This window comes from Ruegeria sp. F5, from assembly GCF_056533845.1.
Genome location: NZ_JBQFOU010000002.1, coordinates 322,158 through 343,623, shown reverse-complemented (window position 1 = coordinate 343,623; position 21,466 = coordinate 322,158). Strand labels below are relative to the sequence as shown.

The following is a 21,466-nucleotide window of genomic DNA, read 5'->3' as shown; positions in this document are numbered from 1 at the left end:
ATTCGCTTATGAAACACTACTCAGCCTTTGCTGTGGCGCGGGAAGCGCTTCGTTATCACACCGGATGGGAACGCGCATGGCGTTCGCCCGAGCCCAAGAAGAAATACGACGTGATCATCGTCGGTGCGGGCGGGCATGGTCTGGCGACGGCGTATTATCTGGGCAAGAACTACGGCATCCAGAATGTCGCTGTGATCGAGAAGGGCTGGTTGGGCGGCGGCAACACCGGCCGGAACACGACCATCATCCGGTCGAACTATCTGCAGGACCCTTCGGCGGCGCTATATGAAAAAGCGCGTGGCCTCTATGAGGATCTGAGCCAGGATCTGAACTACAACGTCATGTTCAGCCCGCGCGGCGTGATGATGCTGGCCCAAACCCAGCACGAGATTCGCGGCTATCAGCGCACGGCGCATGCCAACGCGCTGCAGGGCGTGAAAACCGAATGGATCGGCCCCGAGCGTGTGAAAGAACTGGTGCCGATCATCAATATCGACGGCACCCGCTATCCGGTTCTGGGCGCGCTCTGGCAGGAACGCGGCGGCACCGCGCGGCACGATGCCGTAGCGTGGGGCTATGCGCGCGCCTGTTCCGCGATGGGCATGGACATCATCCAGAAATGCGAAGTCACCGGCGTGCGCCAGGATAACGGTCGTGTCGTCGGCGTGGACACCACAAAAGGTGCCATCGATTGCGACAAGCTGGGCATCGTTGTGGCTGGCCATTCCGGCCAGTTGGCCGAGATGGCAGGCTTCCGTCTGCCGCTGGAAGCCATCGCGCTGCAGGCGCTGGTGTCCGAGCCGATCAAACCCTGCATGGACGTGGTCGTGATGGCCAACACCGTGCACGGCTACATGTCCCAGTCCGACAAGGGTGAAATGGTGATCGGCGGCGGTACCGACGGGTTCAACAATTTCACCCAGCGCGGTTCTTTCCATCATATCGAGGAAACCGTACGGGCGCTGGTCGAAACCTTCCCGATGATCTCGCGCCTGAAGATGCTGCGCCAGTGGGGCGGGATCGTGGACATGACCGGCGACCGGTCTCCGATCCTGTCGAAAACGCCTCTGGGCGGGTGCTTCATCAACTGCGGCTGGGGCACCGGCGGCTTCAAGGCGATCCCCGGATCGGGCTGGGGGATGGCGCAGCTGATGGCCACGGGCCATTCGCCGCTGACCGAAGCCTTCACGCTGGACCGCTTCAAAGAGGGCCGCTTCATCGACGAAAGCGTCGCCGCCGGGGTGGCTCACTGATGGAGATTGACACTCTTCCAACTGCCATCCCCGATCGACCGCGTTTGACAAAATTGGCGTTGCAGAGATTTGTGTTGGCGTGTTTCGATGCTCAGTCTGACGCGCTGCGTGTCATCCAGATTGGCGCGAACGATGGACAGCTGGATGACCCGATTTCGGCCTATTGGTCTAAAGATACCTGGAGCGGAGTTCTTGTCGAGCCGCATCCTGTGTACTTCTCGGATCTTGAAACGCGCCATGGCCAAAATCCCAACGTGAGTCTAATTAATGCGGCGGTGTCCGAGGCAGCGGGGCAGATCAAACTGTATCATTTGAATGAAGCGTATCGCAATGATGGCCCGGCTTGGCTGCGCGGTTGTGCGTCTTTGGATAAAGAACGTATGATTGCGGCTGTCGAAATGGCCAATCGACGTCAGAAGGACGCGCTGCCTCATTCTATTATCGATGAGACCAACGTGGTCGCGCGTCGGCTTGACGACATATTGGCTGAACTGAACATAGCCTCTGCCGATCTGCTGGTCATTGATGTGGAAGGCCACGAACTTCCGGTTTTAAACAGTGTTGATCTGAACGGTTTGAACATCAAGCTTGCGATTATCGAAAGCAATAGTGGTAATAGAGACGAAGAGCTTGCAATCGTTTCCATCTTGAATGCGGCCGGTCTGGTCGCGTTTAAGGTCGCCGCCGACATCGTTGCTATTCGTCCGGGCGAAATAAAAGTACCGGTCGAGGCCATGTTCCACTTCAACAACTTTGTGCCTTTGACTGCTGAGACGCAGTCGGTCGCAACCTGAAATGCCCGAGAATGGTGTAACGACATGCTGATCCTGAATTGCCCCTACTGTGGCGTCGATGCCGAAGAAACCGAACTGGCCGCGGGTGGCGAGGCGCATCTGAAGCGCTATGGCCCCGGCTCGTCGGATGACGACTTCCACGACTACCTGTTCATGCGCGAAAACCCCAAGGGCGTGCATTTCGAACGCTGGCGCCACGCCAATGGCTGCGGCAAGTGGTTCCACGCCGCGCGCTGCACCCAAACGCTCGAGGTGTTCGGCACGTATTCGGCCCAGACCACCGAGCCGCCGCAAGACATCAAAGATGCCATCACCGCCAAACGTCCCGGCTGGACGTGGAGAGAGCTCTCCTGATGCTTCATCTTTTCAAAAATACTCCCGCCGGAGGCTCCGACGTCTCCACATGCGAAAGGTCCGCACCATGAGCACCCGCCTCGCAAAACAGGGCCGGCTGATTAACCGGTCGAAACAGGTCACCTTTACGTTCAACGGCACCTCGATGCAGGGCTACGAAGGCGACACGCTTGCCTCGGCCCTGCTGGCCAATGATCAGATGATGGTGGGCCGGTCGTTCAAGTACCACCGCCCGCGCGGCATGGTCGCCAGCGGCGCAGAGGAGCCCAACGCGCTGGTCGGTCTGGGCGAGGGCAACCGGTTCGAGCCGAACCAGCGCGCCACCACGACCGAGCTGTTCGACGGACTGACTTCCGTTTCGCAAAACCACTGGCCCAATCTGGAATTCGACATCGGCGCGATCAACACCCATCTGGCGCGTTTCCTGCCGGCTGGCTTCTACTACAAGATGTTCATTCATCCGAAGCCGTTCTGGAAACATGTCTACGAGCCGTTCATCCGCCAGTCCGCCGGTCTGGGCAAAGCGCCCGACAAGGACAGCCGCGATGCGGACACGTACGAGCATTTCTATGCCTTCACCGATGTGCTGGTGGTCGGCGGCGGTGTCGCGGGCCTGCAGGCGGCCAAAGTGGCGGCTGCGTCGGGCGCGAAAGTCATGCTGATCGAACAGACCGCGCATTGGGGCGGTCGCGCTCCGGTTGATGGCGGGACGATCAATGGTGAGCCTGTGGATAAGTTCGTGGAACAATTGGTTTCCGAACTCGAAACAATGGGCGGTGTTACCATGCGATTGCGCTGCATGGGCGCAGGTGTTTACGACCACGGCTATGCCCTTGGTTACGAACGGCTGACCGACCACAAGCCGGGCACGCAAGGCCCGCGCCATCGCCTGTGGCGCATTCGGGCCAAGCAGATTGTCACTGCAACCGGTGCGATAGAACGCCCATTGTCCTTCGCGGGTAACGATGTGCCGGGTGTAATGCTCGCCTCGGCCATGCGCGACTATGTGGTCAACTGGGGGGTGACTCCGGGTGAACGCGTCATCGTTGCGACCAACAATGACGACGCCTATCGCACCGCGATTACCCTGAAACAGGCGGGTGTGGATGTTTTGCGCGTTGTTGACGCTAGGGCAACCGCCGGACCGCTGGCGGAAGAAGCCCGCCAACTGGGTATTCGGGTCGACCCGGGCAAGGCCATCGCCAAAGTCAAAGGCGGCAAGCGCGTCAAGAAAGTTGCCATCTGCAATCAGGACGGCATCGGCGGCGCGCGGGAAGAGGTCGACTGCGATGCGGTCGCCATGTCGGGTGGCTGGTCCCCAGTCGTGCATATGTGGTCCCATTGCGGCGGCAAGCTGATCTGGGATGAGGCCCACGCGCATTTCCGCCCCGATCCCGACCACCCTCCGCTGGGTGCTGATGGCGAAGGGTTTGTGCTGGCCGCAGGGTCCTCGAACGGGCCGTTGGCGCTGGGCGACGTGCTGAAAGACGCGGATGCAGCCGGTAAGGCGGCGGCAAAGGCAGTCGGGCTGACCGCGAAACGCACTAAAGCTCCGGTCGGCGAAACCACCGAGGAAGCGCCGATGGCAGCCGTCTGGCTTATGCCCGCCAATGCCGAGGTTCAGCTGCGGATGAAGTCCTGGCTGGATTTCCAGAACGACGTGAAAGTCTCGGACGTGCAACTGGCGGCACGTGAGGGTTACGAAAGCGTCGAGCACACCAAGCGCTACACCACGCTGGGCATGGCAACCGATCAGGGTAAGTTGAGCAACATCAACGGCTTGGCGATCCTTGCTGATGCACTGGATTCGGAAATTCCGAAGGTGGGCACCACCACCTTCCGTCCTCCCTATACGCCCATCTCGCTGGCGTCGATCGGCGGTGAAGCACGCGGTGATGTGTTCCAGCCGATCCGTCAAACCCCGATGCACAACTGGCACGACAAGAACGGCGCCGATTGGGAGCCCGTGGGTCACTGGCGCCGGACCTATGCCTATGTCCGTCCCGGTGAATCCGTGCATGACGCCGTGAACCGCGAGGTGAAGAACACCCGCGAAAACCTCGGCCTGCTGGATGCCTCGACACTGGGCAAGCTGATCGTCAAAGGCCCGGATGCCGGCAAGTTCCTGGACATGCTGTACACCAACATGATGTCCACGCTGAAGGTCGGAAAATGCCGCTATGGCCTGATGTGCTCGGAAAACGGCTTTCTGGTCGACGACGGTGTTGTCGCCCGTATCGATGAGGACACATGGCTGTGCCACACCACCACCGGCGGGGCTGAGCGTATCCATGGCCACATGGAAGAGTGGCTGCAGACCGAATGGTGGGACTGGAAAGTCTATGTTGCGAACGTGACCGAGCAATACGCGCAGGTCGCCGTGGTCGGCCCCAACGCCCGCAAGGTGCTGGAGAAACTCGGCGGTATGGACCTGTCGAAAGAGGCGCTGCCCTTCATGGAGTGGCAAGATGGCAAGATCGGCGCCTTCGACGCGCGGGCCTACCGCATTTCGTTCTCAGGCGAGCTTTCTTACGAAATCGCGGTCCCCGCATCGCAGGGGCAGGCTTTCTGGGATGCGCTGATGGAGGCCGGGCAGGAGTTCGGCGTGATGCCATACGGCACCGAATGTCTGCACATCCTGCGGGCCGAGAAGGGCTTTATCATGATCGGGGATGAGACCGACGGCACGGTCATTCCGCAGGATCTGGGGCTGCACTGGGCGTTGTCCAAGAAGAAAGAGGACTACCTGGGCAAACGCGCCCATTCGCGGACCCATATGGCCGACCCCGACCGCTGGAAACTGGTCGGTCTTGAGACTGTGGATGGATCGGTTCTGCCGAACGGTGCCTATGCGGTGGGCGAGGGCGTCAACGCCAACGGTCAGCGCAATATGATCGGGCGCGTGACCTCGACCTATTACTCGGCCAATCTGGAAAAGGGCATTGCCATGGGCCTGATCAAGCACGGCCCCGACCGGATGGGTGAGATTGTCGAGTTTCCGGGCACCGATGGTAAAATCTATAAAGCCAAGATCGTGGATCAGGTCTTCTACGACAAGGACGGGGAGAAGCAGAATGTCTGAACCCATCAGCGCACTGAACCATGCCAGCTTTGACGGCATCGCAAGGGTCGAGGAATGCGGCCTGCAGGGCATGATCACCCTGCGGGGTAATCTGTCCGACAAGGTGCTGGCCAAGGCCGTCAAGGACGCCACCGGGCAGAAAGTCCCCGGCCAGCGCGAAGCGCAGGTCAAGGGCGACACCGGCGTCTGCTGGATGTCCCCCGACGAGTTGCTGGTGCTGGTGCCTTACGCCGAGGTCGAGGCCAAACTGGCAGACATGGCGGGTGCCCTGAGCGGCACTCATGCTCTGGCCGTCAACGTCTCGGACGCGCGCGCGGTCTTCCGCATCTCGGGCAGCAGCGCGCGCGAGGTGCTGGGCAAGCTGGCCCCGGTCGATCTGTCGGCGGGCGCTTTCCAACCCGGCCAAATCCGCCGCTCGCGTCTGGCACAGGTGGCGGGCGCGTTCTGGATGGACGACGCCGAGACCTTCCGCGTGGTCTGCTTCCGCTCGACGGCGGATTATGTCTTCAAACTGCTCAAGGTCGCGGCGCAGCCGCGCAGTGAGGTTGGGGTTTACTGAGCTTCCGCCTGCGTGCCCGACAAAAGACCGCCCGTTTGCACGGGCGGTTTTTTTGTGACACCAATGTCTCAGTTTGAAAGAAATTCTGAAGAACCACCTCAAACTCCGGTATTGGGTGGCGCCTCCTCACACTTTTAGTAAGAGTGGGCTTGCAAAAAGCTATCGCATTACATGTAGCGAAGACATGATCCGAGTACTAAAATCTTGGGCGGGAATATTAGGAGAATAGAGAATCAATGAATATTCATAAACGTTAGCGATTGTATTGGCGGCCTTTTCCGCTGCTCCATGGACTGCTGCTGCAGAGACTTTCAAAGAAAGTTTTGAATGTACTTTTGAACCCGGTCTTGTGAACCGTCCAACGCCACAACGCTTGGTGTTTTCGGTAGATGAATTTGGCCGGTCAGTCCGGCTGCACGATGTCAAGATTCCCAAGATCACCACAGCCGCCGGAGTCGGCCGGGTGTCACGAGACACGCCCAAGGTTCTGCTTATTGCGTGGGTTGGTTCGAACTACGTTTACACGGCATCAGGACGTACCTACGCATCAAACGAGAACCGGTACGACGCGATCGACCTGCTTGATCTGGAGTTCTCAGTCAACTTGAACCGCAAAACCATGAAAGCCATCGCCAAGTCGCGCACCTCAGCCACATACCTTCCGCGTGACGGTTTCGCGAACGGGCGGTGCAAACCAATTCCGACACCTAAGTAGATTTGAAGGTCAACAGTAAATGAAATCTCTACTCTCTGTACTCACTTTGGCGTGCGCCGCTGGAACGGCCCAGGCCGATATCCAAAACTATGATTGCGAGTTGCACAGCATTGAAGACCAAGGATGGATTCCGAGCAGAGTTCTGCTGAGCGTTGATGCCGACGCCAATCAGGCCCGGGCGTATGATGGTGCGATCCGGACGTCGAATGAGCTGGCAAACCTGCCGGATGAAACGCCTGCCCAAGCAAAGCTCAAGGTAACGCGTAAGGGTGAATACAGAATGTCGTGGCGCATTAATCTTATGGCGTCCAGTTCTGGTCGTCTTCGGGTGGCCTATACCGCGACAGTGGATCCCAAGACCTCTGTTTTCAAAATGACAGCGAGTTTCCCGCAAGCCAACATCCTGAACCGCCCAAGCGGGGTCGGATCCTGCAAGTCGGTGGCTTCTCCAAACTTGTTTTAAGGCCATGGCTGGCTGGGTGGATTTTGGTCTCGCTCAGCCAGTAAACAAAAAGGTCTGAAACCCGGATAGTGCTGTCCCGTCGGTTATGGTTTCTGTTTTTGCGGCGGTTCCGTCGCTTTTGTGACAGAAACGGTAGAAGGACAGCAAATCCTCTAAGTTTGCCATCCTGCCCTTGCGTTTGGTCTCATCCAGAAGGGGCGCATGCGTTGACAGAAGCAATGCAGGTCGGTGCTTCTTGAGAAACGGGATGAGGGTTGGCAAAACAAAAAACTCTGCCCCCTCGATATCCATCTTGACCAGAGACACGCGCGAAAGGTCCGTCGCGGCCTCGAACTTGTCCCAACCAATTGTCAGCGCATCCGACCCATGCGCGCCGTCGTGCAAAAGCGAACTGGTGGAATCTCCCGGCTCGCCGCGTACCGAGGCCATGCGGGCCACGCCGAACTGGTCCGACAGCGCCACGCCGAAGGCCGAGACGTTGCGAATGTCGTTCAGGTCCAGATTCCACGCCAGATGCCGGTACGCGGTGGGGTCCGGTTCGAAACACCAGACGTGGCGCGCCCTTCGGCTGCCAAAGAGGACGGTCGGGCCGATCCACGCGCCAATATCCAGATAGTCGCTTTCAGGGGTCAGGAACCGGTCAAGCACGGCAAAGGTTTCAGGCTCCCAGTCGCCGGCAGAGGCTTTGCGCCAGAACTTGGAATGGTAGGGGTCCAGACGAAACGGCTCACCGTTCAGCCGCCCAGCATAGTACCCGCGGGCGCGGTAGAACATCTTGCGCGCCTGTGTCAGCATCGCGGACCTCCGGGTTTTATCGTCTCTGCCCTTGACCTGCGGCGCTTGCCAAAGCATGTAACCTTTGGAAACCGCAACATTCATTTCAACAGGGGGCCGAGATGGCTTTTGAACTTCCTGATCTTCCTTATGCACATGACGCGCTGGCAGCCAAGGGTATGTCCGCGGAAACATTGGAATATCACCACGACCTGCACCACAAGGCCTATGTCGACAACGGCAACAAGCTGATCGCGGGCACCGAGTGGGACGGCAAGTCGCTGGAAGAGATCATCACCGGCACCTACGACGCGAACGCCGTCGCGCAGAACGGTATCTTCAACAACATCAGCCAGCTGTGGAACCACAACCAGTTCTGGGAGATGATGGGCCCCGGCGACAACGCCATGCCCGGCGAGTTGGAGAAGGCGCTGACCGAAAGCTTCAGCTCGGTTGACGAATTCAAGTCGCAGTTCAGCGCCGCTGGCGCAGGTCAGTTCGGCTCGGGCTGGGCTTGGCTGGTCAAGAACGCCGATGGCTCGCTGGCCGTGACCAAGACCGAGAACGGCGTGAACCCGCTGTGCTTTGGTCAGACCGCGCTGCTGGGCTGCGACGTGTGGGAGCATTCGTATTACATCGACTTCCGCAACAAGCGTCCGGCTTACCTGTCGAACTTCCTCGACAATCTGGTGAACTGGGAAAACGTCGCATCGCGGATGTGATCGGTTGAACCGAAGAAGACTTTTTAAAGGCCTGCTGGCGCTTAAGCGAGCAGGCCTTTTTCGATCCGGCTATGGCTATTTCGTAGAACCATCCTTAAGCCTGCGCGTCCGCAGATGGCACATTCGGCGCGACGATTGGACGGCCAGACCGGTTCGGATTGCCATGGTCTCGGACCTGCATGTCGGAGAGCCGTTTGTCGGCCGCCAGCGACTTATGCAGATCGTCCGGCGCACAAATGCGATTGCCCCCGACCTTATCCTGCTATTGGGCGACTTTGCGCGCGGGCACAAGTTCGAGACGCGCGAGGTCTACCCTGACGAACTGGCCTCGATTCTGGCCGGGCTGGACGCACCGCTTGGTGTGCATGCCGTTCTGGGAAACCATGACTGGTGTGAAGACGAAGCCGCGAAAAGGCGCAAGGGCAGGCCGAACATTTATGGTGAGGCCCTTGAACGGAACGGAATACCGGTGCTGTCGAATGCGGCCATCAAGCTTGAGGACGCGGGGTTTTGGTTGGCGGGGCTGGAAGATCAACGCGCGTTTCCGCTTGGGCGCCGCCAGTTTCAGGGGCTGGATGATTTGCCTGCAACCCTGGCGCAGATTACCGATGATGCCCCGGTTATCATGATGGCGCATGAGCCGGACGTGTTTCCCGACGTGCCCGATCAGGTGGTCTTGACAGTGTCAGGACATACGCATGGGGGTCAGATCAATTTCTTTGGCTGGGCACCTTACGTGCCGTCCCGGTTCGGCAATCGGTACGCGTATGGCCATATGCGCGAAGATGGTCGCGATCTGGTGGTGTCCGGCGGAATCGGGTGCTCGGGGCTGCCGCTTCGGTTTGGCGTGACCCCGGAAATTACGGTGATCGAACTGTCCGCCTGATCCGGGGGCGGGTGAAAACCTGCCGATGCGTTAACTTTCGGCACCCCCACCCATTGTAAGCGGCCCCGCGATCCCTAGCTTATATTGTGCGGGAGGGAGAAATCCGCAAATTCAAAAACACCGGGCGGCGCGCCTGCTTCGACTGGCGCGTGACACAATAATTGTGTCCGGCAGGCGAGGGATACCCAAAAGAAACCTTAACAGGAGATCACGATGGTCGCACTTGCACAGGGAACATGGGTTATCATTGCAGACGGGGAGAAGGCGTTGTTCATGGAGAACATCACCGATGCCGAGGACCCGAATCTGGTTGTCCTTTCGGTCGAAGAACAAGACAGCCCGAAACCGAAACCAACCGACCGGGCCGGGCGTCGAAATGACAACGGTCCAAACCAGAAATCAGCCGTCGAGGACGCAAGCTGGAAAACCCATGCCAAATCCCTGTTCGTGCAGGATCTTGCCAATCTGCTGAACCGCAAAGGGCTGAAAGGGGCCTTTAAGCGTTTGGTGCTGGTGGCCAGCCCGCACGTACTTGGCCTGTTGCGCCGCCGGCTGCACAGTGAAGTTCTTGCCAAGGTCGTGGCCGAGGTCGACAAGACGCTGACCAATCATCCTTTGCACAAGGTCGAAAAGGTTCTGACGAACCGGCTAAAGCCCGCAGCGCGCCTGGCCTGATCGATCCTTCGGGCGGCGCAGGCCGCCCGATTCCGGCATTACTTCAGTTTTTCGCGCAAGGCGGACATCGCCGTATCCGCGTCTTCGACCCAGGTGATGAACGCGCCAAGCGAGGCATCGGCGAAGCCCTGATCGATCACCTGATCCAGCAGCTTGTGCAGCGCGTCCCAGTATCCATCCACGTTCATGACCAGAATGGGTTTGTCGTGCAGGCCCAGTTGCCGCCATGTCAGCGCCTCGAACAGCTCGTCCAGCGAACCGGGGCCTCCGGGCAGGACCACAACGGCGTCGGCGTTCATGATCATGACCTTCTTGCGCTCGTGCATCGTTTCGGTGACGACGAAACGGGTCAGGTCGGTCTTGCCGACCTCGCGCTGCAAAAGGTGGACGGGGATCACGCCGAACGTATCCCCTCCGGCAGTCTGTGCGGCCCGCGCCACTTCGCCCATCAGACCGACATCTCCGGCGCCATAAACCAGCCGCCAGCCTTCGTTTGCCAGCAAAGTGCCGAACTGCCGCGCGGCGTCGGAATATGCAGCATTTTCACCATTGCGTGACCCGCAATACACACAGACGGATTTCTGGGACATCTAAGGGGGTCTCCGGGCTTGTGTCAGACGTTTTGACCCGTGATAGCGAGATTGATAGATTGGCTCAACTGTCCGCCGGAATGCGTGTAAGTCAAAGCATTTGCGCCGCGGAGCGAAAGGAAAAGAATGGACGCCAAATCGGGAAACGGAAGCTCTGGGAATTTTGTCTGGGGAGTGATTGCCGGTCTTGTCGCAGTTTTGGGTGCGGGTGGTCTGTACCTGTCGGGCGTTTTCAGCACTCCGCCCGAGGTCGAACAGCCAGAACAGGAGCAGACCGCAGAAGCCCCGGCACCGGAAAGCCAGCCGTCCGAGGAACCCGCAGCCGTTGACAACAGCACTCAGACCGCTGAGCCGGTGCAAGAGGCTGCCGAGCAGGAGCCCTCTGCCGAGCCAGTGGAAGAGGCGGTTGCGGAACCCGCCGCTGATCAGGCAGAGGAAACCGTGTCAGAGCCGCAGGCGGAGGTTGCTGCTGATGAGGCAGGGGAAGCGGAAACTGCCCCTCTCACGCCGCCGGTTCTGGACCAGATATTTGTCGAGAAAGATGGCAATGCCTTGCTGTCCGGCGATGCGGAACCCGGCAGCCGGATGCGGGTGCTGTTGAACGGGGCATTGCTGCACGAATTCACCGTCGGGCCCGGAGGTCAGTTTGCGGAATTCGTCACGATCCCGTTCAGCGATGCGGCGCGGGGTCTTGTGTTGGAAAACTCGGATGGTGAGCGGACGGCCCAATCGGATGATTATCTGATTGCTGCCCTGCCCAAACCGGAAGAAGAGCAGATCGCCGCCGCTGAACCGCCCTTAGGGGATGAGCAGCCCGAAGATGCCGAGCCGACCAGTGAAACTGAGGTCGCCACCGCTGCCGAGACCGAGGCTCAGCCAGAAGTTTCCGGTGAGACGACGACCGAAGCATCCGATGAAACCCTGACCGAAGCCCCCGAAGAAACGCAGACCGCCGGTGCCGAACCGCAAACAACCGAGGCCGCGCCGGAAAAGGCCAGCGAAGACCAGCAATTCGCTGTGCTGCGGTCTGGTGAAGAAGGCGTCGAACTGGTCCAACCCCCGGCCGCTTCAAATGACGTGCCCGAACAGATCGCTTTGGACACCATCGGCTATTCGGACACCGGCGATGTCGAACTGACCGGGCGCGCGCCGGACGGGTCGGCTGTGCGCCTCTATCTGGACAACCGCCTTGTCGCAGATCTGGACCCCGAGGAAGACGGCAACTGGCGGGGCCAGATCGAAGGGATCGACCCGGGCGTCTACACCTTGCGCGTGGATGAAGTGAACACGGACGGAACCGTGCTCAGCCGCGTTGAAACCCCGTTCAAACGCGAACCTGTCGAGGTATTGCAGGCCGCCGAGGCCGCGACAGAGGGCGCGCCGCAGGAACAGGTGGCGCCGATCCGTTCGGTCACGGTTCAAAGGGGGGACACGCTTTGGGCCATCTCGCGCGAACGGTTTGGCGACGGCGTACTGTATGTGCGGCTGTTCGAGGCCAATCGCGAGTTGATCCGTGACCCCGATCTGATCTATCCGGGGCAGATTTTTACAATTCCCGAATAAAATCACCTCTGGCCCCGGCGCGGGCCGGGGTCTACCTCTGACCGCAGACAAGGTACGTGATGAGACGGACAGCCCCCATGACTTCGGACACCAAGCCGGACACCGACGAACGCCAGTCCGGCTGGCGCACGATCCGCAAGGTCGCGCCTTATCTCTGGCCGGATGATGAGCCCTGGGTCAAACGCCGGGTGGTCATCGCGCTGGGCATGCTGGTGCTGGCCAAGCTGATCGCGGTGTATACCCCGATCCTGTACAAGGGCGCGGTTGATGCCTTGGCCGGTGAGGGCGTGCCGCCCGTGGCGCTTGGGGCCGTGGGGCTGACCGTTGCCTATGGCGTGGCGCGTATGATGACCGTGGGGTTCCAGCAACTGCGCGATGCAGCCTTTGCCCCGGTCGGGCAGCGTGCGCTAAGGGCACTGGCGCTGGAGACCTTTCAGCACATCCACCAACTGTCGATGCGCTATCACGTCACCCGCCGCACCGGTGGGCTAAGCCGCATTATCGAGCGTGGCGTGAAGGGTGTGGAGTTCCTGCTGCGCTTCCTGCTGTTCTCGATCGGACCGCTGATCCTGGAACTGCTGCTGGTGGCCATCATCCTGATGTGGCTGTTCGACGTGTGGTATCTGGTCGTCGTCGCCGTCACCATCGCCCTTTACATCTGGTTCACCTTTGCGGTGACCGAGTGGCGGGTGAAGCTGCGGCGCGAGATGAACGATCAGGACACCGAGGCCAACCAGCGCGCCATCGACAGCCTGCTCAACTTTGAAACCGTCAAATATTTCAACGCGGAACAGCGCGAAGCCGCACGTTATGATGTGTCGATGAAGGCCTATGCGGGGGCCGCGCTAAAGACGGCGTATTCGCTGGCGTTTCTGAACTTCGGCCAGTCGTTCCTGATCACCTGCGGCCTGATCGGCGTCATGGTTCTGGCGGCGATTGGGGTGCAGAACGGGTCTCTGACCGTTGGCGATTTCGTCATGGTCAACGCCTACATGATCCAGATCACCGTGCCGCTGAACTTTCTGGGCACGGTCTATCGGGAAATCCGGCAATCGCTGGTGGATATGGGGCAGATGTTCGATCTGCTTGAACAACCGGCCGAAGTCAAGGACAAACCCGATGCGCCTGATCTTGCTGTGAACGGCGGTGAAGTGACCTTGGAGAATGTCCATTTTGGCTACGACCCGGAGCGCGAAATCCTCAAAGGCGTGTCGCTGTCCGTTCCGGCGGGACAGACGGTGGCGATTGTCGGGGCGACCGGATCGGGCAAGTCGACCATCGGGCGATTGTTGTTCCGGTTCTATGACGTGACCGGCGGCGCGTTGAAAATCGATGGTCAGGATGTGCGGGACGTTACCCAAACCAGCCTGCACGCGGCTATCGGCGTCGTGCCGCAGGATACGGTGCTGTTCAACGACACGATCCGCTACAACATCGCCTATGGACGTGACGGGTCCACGCAGGAGGATGTCGAGGCGACGGCCCGGGCCGCTCAGATTCACGACTTCATCGCGACACTGCCCGAAGGGTACGACACCAAGGTCGGGGAACGCGGCCTGAAACTGTCCGGTGGTGAAAAACAACGCGTCGGTATCGCGCGGACCCTGCTGAAGAACCCGCCGATCCTGCTGCTGGACGAGGCGACCTCGGCCCTCGATACGGATACGGAACAGGACATCAAGGATGCCCTGGCCCGCGCCGGTGAGGGGCGGACGGTGATCACCATCGCGCATCGCCTAAGCACCATCGCCGAGGCCGACCGGATCGTGGTTCTGGAAAGCGGTGAGATCATCGAGCAGGGCACGCATGACGAGCTGCTGTCGCAGCAGGGGCGCTATGCTCAGCTGTGGAACCGTCAGCAATCGGACAGTCAGGCGGCTTGATCCTGCGCCTGAGGGCGATGGCGGCACGCATCTCGAACTCATGTTGTCAGAGGGTTTGGCTGTGGAAACCTAGCGAGACATCTGATCAACGGCGTTTGCCAAAGCTAGCACACTGCTGAATGGGCGGCTCTCCGCCGGGCAACACCGAGGACATGTCCAATGTGTGACTTGGTTAACTGTATCAGGCGCGACGTCGTGATATTGCACTGGCGTCTGTGTCGAGACCGGCACCGACGCGATTTAGAAAATTACTTTTTTCCAGAGCGATATTCAGGACCCAAGACTTTTTGCCCTCTGATCGCTCAAGTTATTTGACTGAAAGGAATTTACCAATGGCTGACCAATTTGGGTTTGCAAAGTTGGCAGACGATTACTTGAAGAACGTTTACAGTCCTCTCGCCAAGGCCCACCCCAATCTGAAAAAGGGGGAAGCGAAAGAATTCGAGGGCCTGTTCAACCAGTATTACGTGGTACTGCAGGGCCTGAAGCCGCCAAGATTCAATCAGATGCTCATCGAGCTTAACATCGCTCTCAAGGCGACCAGAAAGCTGGTCAGCCACAAGCTGGCAAAAAGGACACCTGTTGAAAAAGGCCTCAAAAACCTGATCCCCAAGATCAGAAAATCTATTCAGTTGGTGACCAAGGCGGAAAAGGCCGACGATGCACAGGGCCGGAAGAACAAGCTTGTCGAATGTGACATCAGCTTTAGCGGGACGGATTTCTACAACAGACAACTGGGTCGCGGAACGGTTATCCTGACCGTGGACTCCAAGCCAGGCCGCGTGAAGCTGAAAGAGACGTTGCAGCGCGGCGCGGTCAGGTTTCGCGGTATTATGATGGAACCCTCGGGCAAGGTGAATATCGAGTTGCACATGCGGCGCAAGGTCAAGCCGGTTATGAAGCAGAACCTGACCTACAAGGGCATGGTCAGCGGGAAGACGCTGCTGATCGACGCCGCCGAAGAACCCATCATATTGGAACCCACCGCCACGAGCGGGGCGAAAGCAGTACAAAGCAAAAGTGTGAAAGGAACGCTTGGTGTTGATTTTACAGTGGTAAAAGGTGGCTCGGAGTTGACGACCGCAAAATCAGTCGAGGAATCCTATTCGATGGCGGTGAAGTACAAAATTTTCCTGCCCAAGGGTACACTGAAGGTCAAACAGGCCAGATAAGCGGGGCCTGTTTCCCGTGGCATTTGAAAGCAACAAGGGCCGGAATCTCCGGAACTTGTGGTGCTATTCTGCGGCTTTGAGCGGTGTGCCGGGCGGAAGATCGTCCCGATGATCTGCGGCATCCGGTGACGGGGCGGGCGAGTCGCTCCAGACAATCTCGGTCGATTGCATGTCGCGCGCGCTGCGTCCGATGGCCATGTCCTGCGCGATCTTGCTGGACCGGCCAGCAGTGACCCGCGCCAGCACCTTGCCCAGCCAAACTGCATAGGTTGTCACCCAGACCCGCAGCGCCAGGAACGAAGGCGTGACGATCAGCGTCAGCACCGTGGCAATACCAAGCCCGAACACTACGGCGGTCGCCAGTTGCTTCCACCACAGCGCGGTGGGGCTGTCGATGGAATAACCGCCGTTGATGAAGTCCAGCGACAGGCCGAACATCATCGGTGTCAGGCCCGCCATTGTGGTCAGGGTGGTCAGCAGAACCGGACGGATACGCGCCTCGGCCGTGCGGACGATGGCGTCGATCCGGGGCATGTAGCGGCTGTATTCCTGATAGGTGTCGATCAGAACAATGTTGTTGTTCACCACGATCCCCGCCAGCGCCACGATGCCCGTACCGGTCATGATGATCGAGAAAGGCTGTTGCATTACCAGCATCCCGATCAGAACCCCGGTGGTGGACAGAACCACCGCCAGCAGCACCAGGATCGAGTTGTAGAACGAGTTGAACTGGGCCAGCAGGATCACGAACATCAGCCCCAGCGCACCGGCGAAGGCGTTCATCAGGAACGCACCGGATTCCTCCTGATCTTCCTGATCGCCGGTCCATTCCCAGCTTATGGCGGTCGAGAAAGGGCTTGTGTCCAGCCACTCGGTCAGAACGGCGATCCGCTCGTTCGGGTTGATCAGCGCAAAGCGCGCGTCTCCGCTGTCGATGGCGGCGCGCAGACCCTCGGTTGTTTCGGCGCCGGTCAGTTGCACAAGTTCGAACCGGGTGCCATCGGGGCTGGCGATAACCGTGCCCGTCGGCTCGGCCCCTTCGGCCACTGCGCGAACAACGGCCAGCCGTTGTTCAGCACCTTCCGGCCCGTCGACAACCACCTTGGACAGGCCGGGTTCGACATCGGCTTTGACGTCGTAATACCGTTCCTGATCAATCCGGTTGATCTCGGCCAGTTTCGCCACCGGTTTGCGGGTGACGAAATTCGACAGCGGCACAAGGCCGTCCGGGGTGCGCACCTTGAGCGAATCCAGCGTGGACAGCACGCGGTCTTCTTCGGGCAGGCGGACGCGGATTTCGACCTCTTCATCCGTGTTGTCGGGGCGCATTTCACCCAGCAGGATACCGCGCGTGACCAGTTGCACCATCGCGCCGACCGTGGCCACATCGGCGCCGAACCGACCGGCCTGCGCGACATCCACGTCGATCTGCCAGTCGATGCCGGGCAGAGGCATCGTGTCCTCGATCTTGATCAGGCCGGGTGTTTCGTCGAAGACCGCGCGGGCAGCAAGGGCGGCGGCGGTCAGGTCTTCCCAGCCATCCCCTTTGATGCGCAGATGCACGGGCTTGGCCGAGGCCGGACCCTGTTCCAGAGGCAGGATTTCCACGATGAAACCGGGCAACTGGGCGAGTTCTGCATTCAGTTCGTCCAGAACAAAATCTCCGTCATATTCCGGTACGATGATCTCGCGGTCGAACAACCCGAATAAGATAGGCTCTGATTGCTTGGGGCGGTCTTCCCATGGGGTGATCTCGAACTGTACGCGGCCGACGGTATCTGCCGGGGCTTCGGCACCGCCGTTGTTCTGGTTGAGGCCGCCTTGCCCAGCGAACGCAAAGACATTGGTCACGGCAGGATGTGCGCTGATCACCTCTTCGGCGGCAAGCACCAGCGCGTCTTTTTCCTGTAGCGACAGGTTGCCACGCGCGCGAACATAGGCTGTGGCCTGTTCCGGCTCTGTTTCGACGAAGAATTCCACGCCCCGGTTGTTGTTCCCGAATGCGGTCATGACGGACACAACAGCGACCCCGACAACAATGATCGATACGATCGGCATGATCGGGTTGCCGACCAGAAACTTGACGATATAGCCAAACAGCGTGTGTTCCTTGGCGGTATGCACACGCTCTTCCCGGTGGCGTTCGATCTTGGCCGCGCTGAGGGTCACAGAGCCTGCAAATCCGCCCGCAACCAGCAGCAGGGCCCCGAAGACCACCCCGCCTGCGCTGCCTTCGGGCATCAGATAAGCCGGGTTCAGCATCTGCATTGCGCCGAGGAAGATCATATACAGCGACGGCGGAACCAGAACTGCACGCAGCCACCACGGCGCGGCCGCCCGCAGCCAGTTCGACGCGCGGTCGAAGATGCGGCTCAGGCGACCCGAGACGCCGCCCACCACCGGCAGGTAGATCAGCGCCACGATCAGCGACGAGGACAGTACGAAGATCAGCGTGATCGGTAGCATCTTCATGAATTCGCCCGGAACGCCGGGCCAGAACAGCATCGGCAGGAAGGCGCAGAGCGTCGTCGCGGTGGACGACACGATGGGCCAGAACATCCGCTGCGCTGCCTCGACATAGGCATGCATCGGGCCAATGCCTTCCTTGATGCGTTTGTCAGCGTATTCGACAACAACGATGGCTCCGTCGACCAGCATGCCGACGGCCAGGATCAGCCCGAACATCACCATGTTCGAAATGCTGACACCCATGATGGCCAGGAACGCAAAACTCAGCAGGAACGAGGTCGGGATTGCAAAACCAACCAGCAGCGCCGCGCGCGTACCCAGCGAGGCCAGCACGACGATCATCACCAGCGCGATGGCGGTCAGAACCGAGCCCTCAAGCTGGCGTACCATCGAGTCAACAATACGGCTCTGGTCGTTCGATGTGCCCACGTCCACCGCAGCACGCAGTTCGGCGGGCCATTTCTCCTGTGCGGCGGTCAGGGCTTCTTTGACCTGTGCCACCGTGTCGATCAGGTTGAAACCCTTGCGTTTGACGACCTGCAGGGCCACCGTGGACTCGCCGTCAAAACGGGCGGTGCCTTCACGGTCTTCGAAGGTGTAGTTGATCTGCGCCAGCTCTCCCATTGTCACGACGCGATCACCGTTGACCTTGACGGGCAGGCTGTAGACATCCTCGGCCGTTTTGAATGAGGACGGGATCTTGACCGAGAATGTGCCCTGCGCTGTATCAACCTCACCGGCAGCAATCAGTTGGTTGTTGTTCTGAACAACAGTGATCAACTCATCGGCCGAGATATTGTAGGCCTCGAGCCGCAGGGGGTCGATGATGACCTCAAGCATTTCGTCGCGATTGCCCGCGATACCGGCCTCAAGCACCGAATCCAGTGCTTCCAGATCGTCTTGTAAGTCTTTTGCAATGCGAGCCATTGTGCGTTCAGGCACGGCGCCGGTCAGGTTGACAATGACGATCGGGAATTCAGAGAAATTGACCTCGGAGATCGTGTATTGTTCGGCCCCGTCGGGAAAGTCGGCCTGAGCCGTATTCATCGCATCCCGAACGTCCGCGATGGTGGCCGATTTATCCCAGCCAAACTCGAACTCCAACAGCATGCCTGCGTAGTTCTCAGCTGCGGTGGCGGTCATCTTGTCCAGACCGTCAAGATCGGCCATCTCGGTTTCTATCGGCTTGATCAGCAGGTTTTCCGAATCCTCGGCAGAGATGCCGGGAAACTGAACCGAGACGAACAGCATCGGGATGTCGATATCCGGCTCACCTTCTTTGGGCAGGCTCACATAAGCAAACCCGCCGACGACCAGCGAGATCGCGATGAAGGCCAGAACCATCCGGGCCCGGCCGGCGGCCCAACTGACAATACCCGTCATTGTGAGACGTCCTGATAAGTCGGTGCGACGGCGACGCCGCGTGTAACGAATTCCTGTCCGACCACGATAACCTCGGCGCTTTCGGGCAGCCCGCCGAGCCAGACGCCATCAGCAGCGTCACGCAGCAGGCGGACCGGGACGAAATCGACCACGTCGCCGTCGCCGACAATACGCACGCCCAACTGCCCGTCATTGTTCAGGGTCAGCGCGGATTGCGGCAGCAAATGCGCCTTCGCGCCCTCGGCGGCGATGCGGATTTCCGCGGTCTGGCCGTCGCGGATGGTCAGGTCCGGGTTCGGAACACTGATCTCAACCTCGAACGTGCGGGTGGTCTCGTCCGCCGAGCGGCTGAGGAAGGTCACAAGCCCCTCGACCTGCTCCCCCGTCACCAGCCGTGCAGAGGCTTTTGATCCGACGGTGACCCGGTTTACCTCGGTCTCGGGCACGAAACCCACCAGCTTGATCGGGTCGAGCTGAATGACAGTCGCGCAGAGCGCGCCGGGCTGCATCAGGCTGCCCAGTTCGGCGGTGTCGCTTTCCAGCAGGCCGCGAAAGGGGGCTTCGATGGTCAGGCGGTCAATCTCGCGCTCGGCGGCTTCGACCTCGGCAGCGGCGGCTTCGATCCCTGCGCGCGTGGCCTCAAGCCCGGCTTCGGCGGATTTGATGCCAGCCTTGGCCGAACTCATGGCGGCTTCGCTGGAAATGCGGCGCGTTTCCGAGCCGAACCCGGTTTCCGACAGCTTGCGCGCGGCCTTCAGGTTGATGTCGGCCTCTGCGACCAGCGCGTGGGCTTCGACCAGGCGCGCTTCAGCCTCGGGGATGCGGCTTTCGGCTTCCAGCTTGGCGGCCTTGGCCTCGGCCAGCGCGGCGGGGCGCGATCCGGGGTCCAGTTCGCACAGCAAATCTCCCGCTTCGACAAAGGCACCCCGGCGTTTGGGTTCGGACGTCACGGTCGAGGTGGTTTCGGCCAGAACCTCGACCTGTCGGTTCGCCTGCGTCTCGCCGCGCAGCAGGACCGCGCTGTCGATTTCACGCGCGACCGAACGGATCGCAACAACGCCAACCGCGTCCTGGTCCGTAGCTGCCTGCGCAGGTGACGTTGCGTCAGATTGGTCCTCGGCCGGGGCGTCTTCGCGTCCGGCAAAGGCGAACAGCGCGTCGCGTTCGAAAACGAGCAGATACAGCGCAGCAATCACCAAGGCGGCATTGATGAATGAAATCAAACGCATAAAGGACCTCTCTTGGAATTCTCAGCCACTTTGACCGCTAAGGTCTGGTATAAAAATGGGGTACGTCAAAGGGCTTTTCCACGCTGAACTGAATAGTTCAATATGTTTTTTTACGCAAGGGCGCGGCATGACGGTGAAAATGGGCAAAATCGGACCCTTGGCTTGGCCTTGGTGCCGGGGTATGACATGGCGCACTAACGCGCAGTACACAGCTTGGGGACACGGATGAGCGACGTCGACAGTTTCATTGATGAAGTCACGGAAGAGGTGCGCCGCGACCGGATGTACCTGCTTTTGCGGCGCTGGGGCTGGGTTGGCGTTCTGGTCGTGATCCTGATCGTGGGCGGGGCGGCGTTCAACGAATACCGCAAGGCACGGGATGCATCGCAGGCCCAGACCCTGGGCGATGAGATTCTTGCAGCGCTGAGCCAGAATGATTCCGCCGCACGCGCATCCGGCTTGCAGAGCGTTCAGGCGCAGTCGCCGGGCGGTGACGCGGTGCTGAACATGCTGTTGTCCGCGTCGCAGGTCGAGGCCGGGTCCGAGCAGGATGCCGTTGCAAGCCTGAACACGGTTGCCGTGCAGGGCGATATCCCCGAGATTTACCGCGCAGTGGCCAGCTTCAAGGCGCTGCTGCTGCAAAGCGAGACACTGCCCGCCGCAGATCGCAGGCTGCAGTTCGAAGCGCTGGCCGCGCCTGGCGCGCCGCTGCGCCTGCTGGCCGAAGAGCAACTTGCCCTGATCGACGTGTCCGAGGGCAATATCGACGCCGCGCTGGACCGGCTGCAGGCGCTGCGACAGGATGCCGAGGTTGGTGTCGATTTGCAGCAACGAGCGGCTCAGCTGATCGTGGCGCTGGGTGGCGAACCGGAACCGCTTGTGGCGCAGCAAGGCTGATCT

Annotated in this window: 18 protein-coding genes; 14 read left to right on the top strand and 4 right to left on the bottom strand. The window is 60.0% G+C overall.

Going from position 1 to position 21,466, the window contains the following annotated elements:
• Nucleotides 1-8 precede the first annotated feature (8 nt).
• The 7 genes from ACR0K1_RS04070 (at nucleotide 9) to ACR0K1_RS04040 (ending at nucleotide 7,220) form a co-directional block, all read left to right on the top strand.
• Complete coding sequence (locus tag ACR0K1_RS04070) at nucleotides 9-1,253, top strand: sarcosine oxidase subunit beta family protein (RefSeq protein ID WP_480848873.1); 1,245 nt, start codon at nucleotides 9-11, stop codon at nucleotides 1,251-1,253.
• Complete coding sequence (locus ACR0K1_RS04065) at nucleotides 1,253-2,047, top strand: FkbM family methyltransferase (protein ID WP_480848870.1); 795 nt, start codon at nucleotides 1,253-1,255, stop codon at nucleotides 2,045-2,047. The genes ACR0K1_RS04070 and ACR0K1_RS04065 overlap by 1 nt, the downstream gene beginning before the upstream one ends.
• A 24-nt stretch (nucleotides 2,048-2,071) precedes the next feature.
• Complete coding sequence (locus ACR0K1_RS04060; protein ID WP_480613599.1) at nucleotides 2,072-2,401, top strand: sarcosine oxidase subunit delta; 330 nt, start codon at nucleotides 2,072-2,074, stop codon at nucleotides 2,399-2,401.
• A gap of 67 nt (nucleotides 2,402-2,468) precedes the next feature.
• Complete coding sequence (locus ACR0K1_RS04055) at nucleotides 2,469-5,483, top strand: sarcosine oxidase subunit alpha family protein (protein WP_480848868.1); 3,015 nt, start codon at nucleotides 2,469-2,471, stop codon at nucleotides 5,481-5,483.
• Nucleotides 5,476-6,042, top strand: coding sequence for a sarcosine oxidase subunit gamma (locus tag ACR0K1_RS04050; protein ID WP_480848866.1), 567 nt, complete (start codon nucleotides 5,476-5,478; stop codon nucleotides 6,040-6,042). The genes ACR0K1_RS04055 and ACR0K1_RS04050 overlap by 8 nt, the downstream gene beginning before the upstream one ends.
• Nucleotides 6,043-6,307: 265 nt before the next feature.
• Nucleotides 6,308-6,757 carry a hypothetical protein gene (locus ACR0K1_RS04045; protein WP_480848864.1) on the top strand — a complete coding sequence of 150 codons (450 nt, stop codon included), beginning with the start codon at nucleotides 6,308-6,310 and terminating at the stop codon, nucleotides 6,755-6,757.
• A gap of 19 nt (nucleotides 6,758-6,776) precedes the next feature.
• Complete coding sequence (locus ACR0K1_RS04040) at nucleotides 6,777-7,220, top strand: hypothetical protein (RefSeq protein WP_480848862.1); 444 nt, start codon at nucleotides 6,777-6,779, stop codon at nucleotides 7,218-7,220.
• 33 nt (nucleotides 7,221-7,253) lie between these two features.
• Here the strand turns inward: ACR0K1_RS04040 and ACR0K1_RS04035 are convergent, their stop codons facing one another.
• Nucleotides 7,254-8,015, bottom strand: coding sequence for an FkbM family methyltransferase (locus ACR0K1_RS04035; protein ID WP_480613608.1), 762 nt, complete (start codon nucleotides 8,013-8,015; stop codon nucleotides 7,254-7,256).
• Nucleotides 8,016-8,116: 101 nt separating this feature from the next.
• Here ACR0K1_RS04035 and ACR0K1_RS04030 point away from each other — a divergent pair, with 101 nt between their 5' ends.
• The 3 genes from ACR0K1_RS04030 (at nucleotide 8,117) to ACR0K1_RS04020 (ending at nucleotide 10,277) form a co-directional block, all read left to right on the top strand.
• A complete protein-coding gene (locus tag ACR0K1_RS04030; protein ID WP_480613610.1) occupies nucleotides 8,117-8,716 on the top strand; it encodes a superoxide dismutase in 600 nt (199 codons plus the stop codon).
• Between the two features lie 163 nt (nucleotides 8,717-8,879).
• Nucleotides 8,880-9,602: a metallophosphoesterase gene (locus tag ACR0K1_RS04025; RefSeq protein ID WP_480613612.1), complete on the top strand. Its 723-nt coding sequence runs from the start codon at nucleotides 8,880-8,882 to the stop codon at nucleotides 9,600-9,602.
• Between the two features lie 213 nt (nucleotides 9,603-9,815).
• Entirely contained in the window at nucleotides 9,816-10,277 is a 462-nt protein-coding gene (locus ACR0K1_RS04020; RefSeq protein ID WP_480613614.1) for a host attachment family protein, read from the top strand.
• Between the two features lie 38 nt (nucleotides 10,278-10,315).
• Here the strand turns inward: ACR0K1_RS04020 and ACR0K1_RS04015 are convergent, their stop codons facing one another.
• Nucleotides 10,316-10,867, bottom strand: a complete 552-nt coding sequence (locus ACR0K1_RS04015; protein WP_480613616.1) for an LOG family protein — start codon at nucleotides 10,865-10,867, stop codon at nucleotides 10,316-10,318.
• Between the two features lie 126 nt (nucleotides 10,868-10,993).
• Between ACR0K1_RS04015 and ACR0K1_RS04010 the strand changes: the two genes are divergently transcribed.
• The 3 genes from ACR0K1_RS04010 (at nucleotide 10,994) to ACR0K1_RS04000 (ending at nucleotide 15,485) form a co-directional block, all read left to right on the top strand.
• On the top strand, nucleotides 10,994-12,430 hold the full coding sequence (locus tag ACR0K1_RS04010; protein WP_480848858.1) for a LysM peptidoglycan-binding domain-containing protein: 1,437 nt from the start codon (nucleotides 10,994-10,996) through the stop codon (nucleotides 12,428-12,430).
• Nucleotides 12,431-12,507: 77 nt separating this feature from the next.
• Complete coding sequence (locus ACR0K1_RS04005; RefSeq protein WP_480613619.1) at nucleotides 12,508-14,313, top strand: ABCB family ABC transporter ATP-binding protein/permease; 1,806 nt, start codon at nucleotides 12,508-12,510, stop codon at nucleotides 14,311-14,313.
• Nucleotides 14,314-14,645: 332 nt separating this feature from the next.
• Nucleotides 14,646-15,485, top strand: a complete 840-nt coding sequence (locus ACR0K1_RS04000) for a hypothetical protein (RefSeq protein ID WP_480848855.1) — start codon at nucleotides 14,646-14,648, stop codon at nucleotides 15,483-15,485.
• A 63-nt stretch (nucleotides 15,486-15,548) separates the two neighbouring features.
• Here ACR0K1_RS04000 and ACR0K1_RS03995 read toward each other — a convergent pair whose 3' ends face one another.
• A complete protein-coding gene (locus tag ACR0K1_RS03995; protein ID WP_480613623.1) occupies nucleotides 15,549-19,337 on the bottom strand; it encodes an efflux RND transporter permease subunit in 3,789 nt (1,262 codons plus the stop codon).
• On the bottom strand, nucleotides 19,334-20,566 hold the full coding sequence (locus ACR0K1_RS03990; protein WP_480848853.1) for an efflux RND transporter periplasmic adaptor subunit: 1,233 nt from the start codon (nucleotides 20,564-20,566) through the stop codon (nucleotides 19,334-19,336). Before ACR0K1_RS03990 ends, ACR0K1_RS03995 begins: the two co-directional genes overlap by 4 nt.
• 225 nt (nucleotides 20,567-20,791) lie before the next feature.
• On the opposite strand from ACR0K1_RS03990, the gene ACR0K1_RS03985 reads away from it, so the two are divergent.
• On the top strand, nucleotides 20,792-21,463 hold the full coding sequence (locus ACR0K1_RS03985) for a hypothetical protein (RefSeq protein WP_480613626.1): 672 nt from the start codon (nucleotides 20,792-20,794) through the stop codon (nucleotides 21,461-21,463).
• The last annotated feature ends 3 nt before the right edge of the window (nucleotides 21,464-21,466 follow it).